The organism is Campylobacter concisus, assembly GCF_002913745.1.
Taxonomy (GTDB): domain Bacteria; phylum Campylobacterota; class Campylobacteria; order Campylobacterales; family Campylobacteraceae; genus Campylobacter_A; species Campylobacter_A concisus_R.
In genome coordinates, this window is the sequence record NZ_PPCG01000011.1 from 1 (window position 1) to 11,623 (window position 11,623).

An 11,623-nucleotide genomic window follows, 5' to 3' on the forward strand; every position below is an offset into this window, starting at 1 on the left:
TTTCTAGTAAGTGCTAATATAGACAAACTAAGCAAAAGTCCAAAAAAACAACTTTTAACTATCATCTTAGTCTCATACCAAAAGTCATATCTCCTTGTATAAATTCCTTGATAAAAAAACAAAAATATCAAAATCATATAAAATAATATAAAATTCTGATATTTTAATGTCTCTAGCGAGGTTAAATTGTCACAAAGTACCGTGGATATACCAAAAGAAAAGCACATTATTAAAATATCAACTATTAATAAAATCATTATGCAAAGTTGTTTTTTCATTATCAATTCCTATTAAAATCATCTTCAATTCGAACAATGTCATCTTCGCCAGTATAACTGCCTACTTGAGCTTCTATCAAGACGACTGGAATTTTGCCTTCATTTTCAAGACGATGAATTTCACCCATTTTAATAAAGGTTGATTCATTCTCACGTAGCAAAAAATTTCGCTCTCCAATAGTTACAGTAGCAGTTCCACTTACGACAATCCAATGCTCATTACGATGATAGTGTTTTTGCAATGACAATCGTTTGCCTGGTTTAACAACTATGCGCTTAATCTTATAGCCGCTTTCATCCTCAAGTACTGTATAAGTGCCCCAAGGACGATGTGTGGTTACGTGAGTGTGTATTAGATCACTATCCTTAAGTAGTTCTACAACCTGTTTTACCTTTTGACTAGAGCCTTTCTTGCATATAAGCAGAGCATCTTTAGTATCTACAATATTAAGGTCATCTACATCTATAGTGGCTATTGTACGATCAGAATTAATAATTAGATTATTTTTAGAATTTAGAGATATATTTTTATCATTTATAGTATTACCATTCGTATCTTTAGGTAGCTCATTATCAAGACTGTCAAAACTTCCCAAATCACTCCAACCCATATCTGCTGACACGACTTTGGTAAGGCTCGTGCGTTCCATAACCGCATAATCAATACTATCTGCAGGTATTTTTTGCATATATTCCAATTTAATCCTAAATGGGCAATTTGGACTAGATTTTTCATATGCTAGAACACATGCGTCATAAATTTCAGGATTTTGCCCCTTTAGCTCATTTAAAAATACCCCGGCCTTAAACATAAACATACCACTGTTCCAGTAAAAATTTCCAGCCTCTACATAACTTTGTGCTGTTGCAAGATCGGGTTTTTCATGAAACCTTAGCACATCTTCACCATTTGCTTCGATATATCCATATCCTGTATTTGCATCTTTTGGTTGAATGCCAAATGTCACTAAAAACCCATGTTCTGCGTATTCTTGTGCACGTAGAATACTATTTTTATATACAACTTCATCCCTAATAAGATGATCGCTTGGTGTTACAAAAACTATCTCATCATATTCTAAACTTAAACATGCAAGCGCAATCGCAGGAGCAGTGTTTCTGCCAATTGGCTCAAGTAAAAATTTTACATTACGTGCACTTATAGACTCGAGCTGATCAAGTGCTAAAAAATATTGTTGTTCATTTGAAACAACAAGTGTTTTTTCACATAAAGAAGAATTTCTTTCGTAACACATCATAAAAAGAGAATGGCTATTAAAAAGATTGGCAAATTGTTTTGGCATAAGTGTACGGCTAATAGGCCACAATCTCGTTCCACTGCCACCACTTAGGATTATATTAGTCATTTTGTCTTTCCTTAAATTCTTCATATTTTTTCTCGACGTAGCTTTTGATTTCAGACTCAAAGCGTGTTCGTGAAAATTTTAAAGAATTTTTTCTGATCTTTATAGGTTCAAATTTATCATAATTTTGCTCAAATTTAGCTACGGCGGCGAGCAGTTCCTTTGTGTTTTGCTCCATAAAATACAGTCCACTCTCGCCATCAAGCACCGTCTCGCGAGCGCCGCCGCGTCCGAAGCAAATCACCGGCGTGCCGCATGCCTGCGCCTCCACCGGCGTAATGCCAAAGTCCTCCTCGGCGGCAAAAACAAACGCCTTTGCCCGCCCCATTAGATCCGCCATCGTTTCATCACTCGCAAAACCCAAAAGCTCGACATTTTTACCCGCTTTTGACTTGATTTTTCCCATGTCTGGTCCATCGCCAATTACCAATAGTTTTTTGTCAGTTTGCGAAAATGCTTCTACTATAAGGTCTATCTTTTTGTATGGCACCATACGCGAAGCAGTAAGATAAAAATCACTTTTGGATTCATGCAATGCAAATTTATCTATATCAACAGGCGGATAGATGACGTCACTAGGCTTACCGTAGGTTTTTTGGATACGGTGCGCGATGTAGCGGCTGTTTGCGACGTAGTAATCTACGCGGTTTGCGGTGCTCGCGTCCCAAAGTCGAATTTTATGTAAAAAATACTTCGCAAGCATGCCCTTTAAACCTCGATCTAGCCCGCTTTCGTGTAAGTATTGATGATACAGATCCCACGCGTAGCGGATCGGCGTGTGCACATAAGCTATGTGGAGTTGATTTGAGTGCGTCAGCACCCCCTTTGCGACGGCATGCGAGCTCGATAGCACAACGTCATATCCGCTTAGATCAAACTGCTCGATCGCGAGCGGAAATAGCGGCAGATAGTTGCGGTATTTGTCCTTCGCAAAAGGAAGCTTTTGGATAAAGCTCGTGTGGGTGCGCTTGCCTTTTAAAATTTTGTCTCGGTCGCGCTCGCTTAAAAAGTCGATGAGGCTGTAAATTTCAAAATCATCCCAAACATTCGTGAAACTCTCGATACATTTCTCTGCGCCCGCATAGGTACTAAACCAGTCATGGATTAGAGCTTTTTTCATTACAAACTCTCCATTGTTTTAATTATCTGTTTTGCCGAGCGCTCCCAACTAAATCTTTTTATATTTTCAAAACCTTTAGTGCGAAGCTCATTTTGTAAAATTTCGTCGTTTAAAACTATTTGAATCTTATCTCTCATTTCTTCCACGTTGCATGGATCAAAATATATAACGCTATCGCCACAAACTTCGGGCATACTAGCCACATTCGAACATACCACTGGACAACCACATGCCTGCGCTTCAAGCGGCGGAATCCCAAACCCCTCGTATAAAGACGGAAAGACAAATAATTTTGCTAGATTATAAATAGCTGCAATGTCGGTATCCTTAACATAACCTGTAAAAAATATACGTTCTCCAAGATTATTTTTCTCGATAATCTCAAAAATATCGCTATCGCTAGTTATAAAGCCATCTTTTTTTCCCACTATCACCAAATTTAACTCCGTCTTATCCAGTGCAAACAATAAATTTTTTAAATTTTTGTGAGGCTTCACGTTTCCTACGAATAAAATAAAATTTTCCGGAAGTTTATATTCTCTTGCCACTGCCTCCAAAACGGCGCTATCGTAGCGGTTATTAAAACGCCTCTCGTCTATAGCATTTGGTACAATAAAAATATTTTTATCCGTTTTCGTATATTTTAATATCTCACTTCTTGAAAATTCAGAAACACTAAAGACAATGTCGCTTCTACTTAAAGCTTGATTAAAAATCATCTTGGCATACATCTTTTGCATAAAATTTAAGGTGTCGTAAAAGGCTAAATGAAACGCATCATGGATGGTAACCGCTCTAAATTTCGCCCTTACGGGCAAGATAGGGATATTATAATGAGGAGACCAAAAAATATCGCATTTAGGAATCTTTAAAGGCAACTCAAGCTGCTCCTTTATAGAATAAATTTTGGATTTACATTTTATAACCTTAACACTTTTGCTCCACTCATAACCCCCTATTTCATCTCTGTTGCCAAGTAGAACAATTTCAAATTTTTCCACTAAAAAAGGCAACAACGATTTAATATACGTACCTATACCAGATGCTTTATGCATACGAAAATCAATTACTAATAACAATTTTATCCTTTAATAAAAGGTTTAAAATATAAAAAAACATAAAACAAATAAAAAATAAAAATATCATATTAATAGAAAATAACTGATAATATCCTCCCATATTCCATATATTGTTTAAATAGCTTACGAGCAACAGACATGCCCCAAGATAAGAAACATTGCCACAACTAATAAATTTTTTAAATAAAAAGTTTATTAGTTGTATATAAATAAAAATTAATATCAATAAGAACAATATGCCAACTATTCCAAAAGTAAAAACGGCTTCACCCAAAGTGGTTGTAGCCAAATTCCAACTGGTCGCAAACCATTCACTTGTGTAATACAAAGTAATCTCATGTTCAAACGGTATATAATCCAAATAATCATCAAAAAAAATTTGTAACACAGAAGAATAAAAGGCTTGTTTTAAAAATGAGAAATTATAAAAATAAGGCAATTTATCGTTTACAAAATCAGTCCAAATCAAATAAAAATTAGATCCTTGCGCTACAAATAGTCTAAACATAAGTTTCCAAAAAATCTCAGATATATCATATTTTCCTTCAAAGTGCAAAAACATAAATATCATGAAATACACTATTGTAAAACAGGACAATACAGTAACAATAAATTTTACTTTTTCAATACCATAATACATTACCGTAGTAACTACAGGATAAAAAAGAACCATAAACATAGCTGACCTATGAGCCATTAATATTGGATATATCATTAATTGGATTAAAATAAAACATATAATCAAAAACGATTTTTTATTAACTAAAGCAAGTAAAATAAAAATAGATGAAAATATTGGAAAAAAAACAGTCATTATTATATTAAATAAATTACCATATTCTTTTACCTTAACTCTTGCCATATCTGTGGCACCTTCAAGCAATGGAATGTTGCCTTGAGTATAAATGTAAAAATACGCAAACAAAAAAGGAACAAACAGAAAAAGCACATATATAATAACAAAATTTATATTACGTACATGCAACTTATTAACTAAATCCATGCGTTGGCATATTGGTATCTTAAAATTATTAATAGTTTTTAAGAATATTAAATTTATAAATATTGTAAATAGTATATAGATAGCACTGGCACCATTTAAACATTCATTATCATATATATTTTTAAGATGATCCAATTCCATTATTCCAAAAAATTCAGCAAATACAATACCAATAATATGAGTAAAAAATAAAAAGTTAAAATAAATATAAGCAAAAGAAAATCTATTCTTAAAAGATAAATATAAAAAGATAAAAAACAAAAAACAAACTAGTACTGAGTAACAAAATATCACAATATTCCTCCTAGTTTATCATTCCAATCATTATGCTTTGCAAATTCTATAACTTCATTAAAATCATTACGCTTTTCTAAAGCATATAATATTTTATTTTTAAACTCAATGTGATTAGATGCCAGCAAAGCAGGGTTATCAAGCTGTTCCAATTCTCGCCACTTAGTCGCTACTGTATAAAGTCCAGTAGCAGAATACTCATATAGTTTTAGTGGACTTATAGAATGAACTAAATCCATATCTAACCTAAACGGGATTATGCCGACGTCTGAAAATTGCAAAAAAGAGGCAACCAAACTATTGTCAACCTTGCCGTAAAACGTAATATTTTCTCTAGATTGTATTTGATCAAAATTGTCGGGTTTGAATTTTACAGCTCCAATTATTAAAAAATGCACATCTTTTAGCTCTTGGGCGACATAATCTAGTAGGTCGAAGTCAAACCAGCTTTCTATAGCGCCCACATAAACAGCAACCGGTTTTGTAATTGTGTAAAAAAAATCCGGTTTATCGTATTTTTTTTGAAATTTATTAAAATCAACTCCGTTTGGCAGATAGAGGCAATTTTTATTAAATTTTTCTATATAGTTTTTAAGGTTTGATGATGTATATATCACTTTATCTGCTCTTTTTATTAGATACTCCTCTGCCTTGATAGCTGCTGCCCCTACGCCAAAACCTTCAAGCCTATCGGTAACCCTAACAATCAACTTCTTATATTTTATAATGTTTATTAAAGGTAGAAATACGAAATTATCTATCACCAAAGTATCTACGTTTAAGAAATCATAATTTTTAAGCATATTTTTAAAATTTGGTAAGGTAAAAATATGCCATATTTTTATAATCCAATAAAATTGGGATGGCAGCTTTTTAAATGGCGGAATAAGCGCAAACGGAGTGTATATAAAATACTTTTCAAAAATTTTATGCACACCTTTTTTTGATTGAGCGAATCTGATGGCTTCGTTATTTTTATCATGAAACGGCGAAACGGGCGGCGCGATAAATAAAACTTTGTTTCCCTCCTTAGCTAGCAATTCGCTGTAATAATTGCAACCGACTTTAAACGGCGAACCGTAATACGAATTTCCGCACCATAGTATTTTTTTAGACATTTTTCATCCTGCTGCGATATAAGCTTCTATTTTTTAAGTTTAAACACGGTTTCTCTACAAAAAACCAGCTGATTATAGCGCAGCATATAGACAAAATAGCGACATATATTACATAAATGCTGCCCCCCCTACCCATTTGTACAAAAATATTTACAAAAAACATATGGTATATGTAAGTACCATATGTAAAATCATTTCCTCGCAAAAATTTATCGAGACCTTCGAAACTGAAAGCAAAAGAAAAAACCAGAAATGAGAATATAAAATAATTTACAAATATATCTAAAAAAATATTATTAAAAGAATGGAAGCAAATTCTACCGATAACATAAGTAGCAAAATATATAAAAAATTTATCCTTTAAATACTTATGAAAGAAATCAAAATATATATAAAAATAGAAGCCAATTAAAAATACAAACAGGTATGGCGCCAAAGATACATTAATAAGTTTATTAATAAACAAATTTCTATCACTACTAGAATTATATATAAAAAATATTATTGAGATCAAAAAAATGCAAGGCAATATTTTCTTAGTCTTTTTATTTATAAGAAAAATGATGGGTAAGACAGCATAAAATACTAGCTCAATCGAGATCGTCCAAAGCGGCGCATTTATCTCACCTGTACCAAAAGCCTTACTGGCTTCAAGATTATAAAATTGCAAAAAGCTGATTTGAGTAAGAAGCCATTTAAAAAAATCAAAGTCAAAATTTAAATCTATAAAAATATATAAAATTACTATACCGATAAAAATATTAATATAAAGCCCTGGATAAATTCTTAAAATTCTATTTTTAATATAAGTTCTTAAATCTTGATTTCTTGCATAAGACATACTTATTAAAAAGCCACTAATTAGAAAAAATACGGTTACACCGCTAAAATTTAGTATACTAGTTATATACCAAGAAAAATCGCTTTTATCTGCCAAATAACCATTTGCATGAACAAACATAACTTGGAGCGCAGCTATCAATCTTAATAAATTAAAATTATTGTTTACTATAATATTATTATTCATTTAATGAACCAACTCTCGATAACTTTCCATATCCATTTGAATATAACTCAAAATTAGTATAACAAAAATCCTTATTCGCCATATCCAATATTATTAATTTATTCTCTTTTATTTCAAATTTCCTAACAATTTTTGCATTTTTATACTCTGCTGCCAATATTATAAAATTTTCTCTAAAGTCTACCACAAAACATTGACATTCCATAAACATTCCAAATAATCCAATCGCACCATCAGCCCAATCATTTTGCTCCAAATCGTTAATATTTGGCACATTATGTGCTTTAATACTTCTAAATTCGTTTCTTATACTAGGAATCGGTGTATAGAGGTAAGTACCTGGATCTCTCGCTATATCATGACCATCTATCCAAAGCTCATAACCTAGCTTATCGTTATGTGTATGTCCGCCGTGATTACTTTGCCCCAGTGGCGTAGCACAGACAGCTAGGTAAAATTTATCTGACTTGTAAATAAAAATTCCACTATCTGGATAAAAGATACTTTTAATATCTTGCGATTTTGAAATACCAAATTCCATACTTTTTTGATATGGTAATTCACTAAGTTCTACAGCCGAAGTGATAGGCTTTTTATATGTCTTATTACTTGCTTTTAATATATTACCTGCAAGAGCTTTTATAAAACTTTTTTCAAAGTACATGTCATTTTTAAACAACTCATCTTCAAAAAACCCACTCATACAACCAACTAGCGTAGAGTGATTTAAGATATTTTCATCCCAAAATAGTTCATCCTCGCATTTATAGTCTTTTAAATTTATATATTTTAACATAGCCTGTTTGCCACTCAACAACTCACCATTTGGACTAAATTTAAAAAACCTGCCACTATCATTATCACCAAACTGTGGCACTTCTTTGTTTGGTTTTGTAATATCAACAGTAAATCTACCAATTTTATACAATCTATCAATAAACCATTGTGGAAGCACTACTTGTCCGTTTATAATTTTAAATTCTTGCTTGTTTGGCAGCAGGAGTTTTGGCTTTTTATACCAAAACTTCTCGTCGTAACTTTTTAAAGATAAAACCTTTTTATTTTTAAAGCCCATTATCAAAGCTACACTATACACCATTAGCTCACCACTAAGGCGATGATAACTCGTAGAACTTTCGAAATTTCCACCGTCTTCGTAAAATTCCTTTTTCATTTCACCAACAATCTCTTGCACAGCAAATGCCAACCACATATCCACTTCGCTAATACTATCTAGATAGGCACATGCAAATAGTAAGCCTGCAATATCACTTAGATAGTGATTTGATGTTAAAATAGGTGAATATTCTAGGTTATTTACAATATGAAGTGCATGCTCATAGACACTATTTGAAAAAGTCTGCTTAAACTTTTGATCTAAAATTCCTCCACCGTCCATCTGGCAAAATATATCATAAGCCACCAGCATATTAGCAACCCTGATACCTACGTCCATCGTACAAGTCCAATTCACACCCATTCTAGGAGGATTGTTACGGATAAAATCTAAAATTTGATTTTTAAATTCCTTTAAATTTTGCTCTTTTAAATTTGAATCCATCATTGTAAAAATAGCAAGCTGTGGCAGATGCTGCAACCTAGCAAGCTCCCATGGAACCTTTATATCGCTACCAAGCTTATGGGCTATGCGCTGGTCCTTATACCATTTCTTCTCATTCCATCTAAAGCCACTTTTAAAGTCCTTCTGCCAATCAATCGGCTCGTAGCCTTCAGACACACTCGCGGGTGTTGCAACATTCATATAGTATTTGTAGCCCTCAAGCCCGAGCGCCGCACTATCATAGCTATTTTTCACCCAGCCACTACCAAGCAGATCAAATTTATGCTCGATGTACATTTTGGATAGATATTTTGCAACATTTGGATCAATATTTGACAAGTTAAGCTCTTTTATATTTATATAGCTAGTTTTTATAATCGGAACATTAAAATCTACACTAGTATTCCCTATTAAATCGCGTGCCTTTAGGAGTTTATTCTTTGCGATATTAGAAATTTTATTAATTGTTTTTGTAGCCAGTTCATCAAATGGCATTGATTTGGCTTTTTTGAGATAATAGTAAATTTTACTCATTATCTATAACTTTCAAAATTTTATCCACATGCTTGTCCCATGTGTACTTTTGAAGAACCTCTTCTCTAGCATTAATACCTAGGCGATACCTTAGTTCTTTATCGTCTATAAGCTTTTTCATAGCGGTCATAAGCTCGTCTATATTTCCAGGCTCCACCATATAAGCAGTTTTGCCATGTTCTAAAATTTCAGACATCTGAGCCATGTCACTACATATTATAGCTTTACCCATAGCCATGTATTCAAACAGCTTAGTAGGGCTACCAAAAAACTCACTTCCATCGGGATTTGGCACAGTAGCATTAACTAAAATGTCACAAGCATTTAGAAATTTTGCTCCCAGTTCTTGTGGGATCAACCCAGCTAAGGACACATCATCTTGCAAACCAAATTCTAAAATGCACTTTTTTACAGCACGCATCCTAATACCATCACCTATCATGAATAGCTTTACTTTATTTTTGCATTCAGGATATTTTTTTAATAGCTCACCAAAAGATAGAGCTATGTTTTCAGCTCCGTGCCACTGTCCAAACGTTCCAATAAAGCCGATTATGATTTTATTCTCAAGATCATATTTTTGCCTTACCTCATCGCATCCGACTTTCGGATTATATTTATTTTCATTTATCCCGTTTGGATTTACTATTATTTTGTTTTTGGATACTCCAAATTTTAAAAGGATATCCTTTAGAGCATCAGATACTACTACTATATAAGAAGCGTTATCCAAATTGTATTTCTCTATTACACAAACAACAGGAAGTTTAAAGATCTTATAGTAAAGCACCTTAAGACCCCACTTTAAAAAAGTATCATTATTTTTCCAATTTTTAATTTTCCATACATCTGATGAATTAAATTCCAAAATAAATGGTATATTCTTCCTTTTTGCTATGTATGCTCCACAAAAACTAAACCCATTATACCTCTGATAAATCGCATCTACCTTTAAATTTAAGCAATATCTTATTATCTTAAAATTATAAATAAACTCAAGTATATCTTTTGGAATAAATGGTATTTTTACAGCCTTAACAATTATAATATTTTTATTCACACCTGGTAAATAATCATTTGAAACCACTGAAAGTTCAGCTTTTTTGTCCATAGCGTTTATTACACCTGCAGTGTGCCCCACTGAGCCGCCAGCTTTTAGCCCAAACCAATAAAGCGTCCTTAGATAAAGTATTTTCATTATATATCGCCCATATGCATAAATTTTAGCCTAAATTTATCTATCATAGATTTTAACATATTGGCATTTACACTAATGCTTGGCACATAGTCAATATAGTTTAGAGAGTTTAAATTCAAATCTTTTATAGATGCAAACTCACACTCTTTATTGCTTGAAATTCCACCTAAAAGTTTTTTATATTCATCTATCAAATTCCCATTTACGCTTATATCTACATATCGTTTATTTTTAAAGTCGTATTTTAAATTTAAAAAATTGAAACTATGTAAAAAAAGAATTATTATGCAGTCTTTTGGTGCAAGATTTATTGCTTTTAAAATCTCATCTGCATTAGAACCGTATCTAAAATCTAATTTTTGAAAGACGCTTTTTGTTTTTAGAAAAGCATAGCACTTTTGCTTTTCAAAAACACTAACTGGCAACTGCAATATCCCATCTTTCTCACTTGGTCTATTTACATATCTGTATTCTATATCACAATTTGCATTCTTATAAAAAAAGGAGCTATCTATAAGAATATTGTTTATCTTAAGAGCCACTAATGTATCATTATTCGCACCATATCCTCCGGCTCTATGAGCCATAACATCTATCCCAACCCACTCTTTTATCTTTTGCTTACCTAATTTTATAATTTCTATTTGCTCATCTAAACTATATTGCCACATAAATTTTCGTTTCTTATCATATTTGCCTGATGGGTGAGTATGTAAATTTATGCCATGTCCACCACTAATGATTTCCTGACATAGCCTTTTGAATTTATCTTCACCGTATCTTTCATGCGGATACACATCTACAAAATGCTCCACCACACCACCGTATTCACTTGCTAAGTCATTTATGAGCTTTACGCCGACTTCCATGCCTCCAGTTTCGCCTTTTATAAAAATTTCAAATGCATCAGTTTTACCTGCATGTAGTTCACCAACCTCAGTATCACAAGTTATTAAAATTTGTTTCATATGCGCTTTTGCCCTAAACATATATAGATCGACTGTTTATTTTTAGAGATTTGGACATCACATTCGTAAAATATCCAGC

Annotated in this window: 9 protein-coding genes; all 9 read right to left on the reverse strand. The window is 32.7% G+C overall.

Features of this window, described 5'->3' with window-relative positions; all coding sequences use genetic code 11:
- Positions 1-280: 280 nt before the first annotated feature.
- Genes CYO90_RS00775 through CYO90_RS00815 form a run of 9 tightly spaced genes read right to left on the reverse strand, consistent with a single transcriptional unit; the run spans position 281 to position 11,544 of the window.
- Complete coding sequence (locus CYO90_RS00775) at positions 281-1,645, reverse strand: mannose-1-phosphate guanylyltransferase/mannose-6-phosphate isomerase (RefSeq protein ID WP_103578081.1); 1,365 nt, start codon at positions 1,643-1,645, stop codon at positions 281-283.
- Positions 1,638-2,762, reverse strand: coding sequence for a glycosyltransferase family 4 protein (locus tag CYO90_RS00780; protein ID WP_103578082.1), 1,125 nt, complete (start codon positions 2,760-2,762; stop codon positions 1,638-1,640). The genes CYO90_RS00775 and CYO90_RS00780 overlap by 8 nt, the downstream gene beginning before the upstream one ends.
- The gene (locus CYO90_RS00785; RefSeq protein ID WP_219809092.1) at positions 2,762-3,841 is read right to left on the reverse strand and encodes a glycosyltransferase family 4 protein; all 1,080 of its coding nucleotides are present in this window, start codon (positions 3,839-3,841) and stop codon (positions 2,762-2,764) included. The genes CYO90_RS00780 and CYO90_RS00785 overlap by 1 nt, the downstream gene beginning before the upstream one ends.
- Positions 3,825-5,138: an O-antigen polymerase gene (locus CYO90_RS00790; protein ID WP_103578083.1), complete on the reverse strand. Its 1,314-nt coding sequence runs from the start codon at positions 5,136-5,138 to the stop codon at positions 3,825-3,827. Before CYO90_RS00790 ends, CYO90_RS00785 begins: the two co-directional genes overlap by 17 nt.
- Positions 5,135-6,256, reverse strand: a complete 1,122-nt coding sequence (locus CYO90_RS00795) for a glycosyltransferase (protein WP_103578084.1) — start codon at positions 6,254-6,256, stop codon at positions 5,135-5,137. The genes CYO90_RS00790 and CYO90_RS00795 overlap by 4 nt, the downstream gene beginning before the upstream one ends.
- A complete protein-coding gene (locus tag CYO90_RS00800; RefSeq protein ID WP_103578085.1) occupies positions 6,249-7,283 on the reverse strand; it encodes an acyltransferase family protein in 1,035 nt (344 codons plus the stop codon). The genes CYO90_RS00795 and CYO90_RS00800 overlap by 8 nt, the downstream gene beginning before the upstream one ends.
- On the reverse strand, positions 7,276-9,378 hold the full coding sequence (locus CYO90_RS00805; protein ID WP_103578086.1) for an alginate lyase family protein: 2,103 nt from the start codon (positions 9,376-9,378) through the stop codon (positions 7,276-7,278). The genes CYO90_RS00800 and CYO90_RS00805 overlap by 8 nt, the downstream gene beginning before the upstream one ends.
- Positions 9,371-10,576 (reverse strand): glycosyltransferase family 4 protein, encoded by a 1,206-nt coding sequence (locus CYO90_RS00810; protein WP_103578087.1) that lies wholly within the window; start codon positions 10,574-10,576, stop codon positions 9,371-9,373. Before CYO90_RS00810 ends, CYO90_RS00805 begins: the two co-directional genes overlap by 8 nt.
- Positions 10,576-11,544, reverse strand: coding sequence for a hypothetical protein (locus tag CYO90_RS00815; RefSeq protein ID WP_103578088.1), 969 nt, complete (start codon positions 11,542-11,544; stop codon positions 10,576-10,578). Before CYO90_RS00815 ends, CYO90_RS00810 begins: the two co-directional genes overlap by 1 nt.
- Between the last annotated feature and the right edge of the window lie 79 nt (positions 11,545-11,623).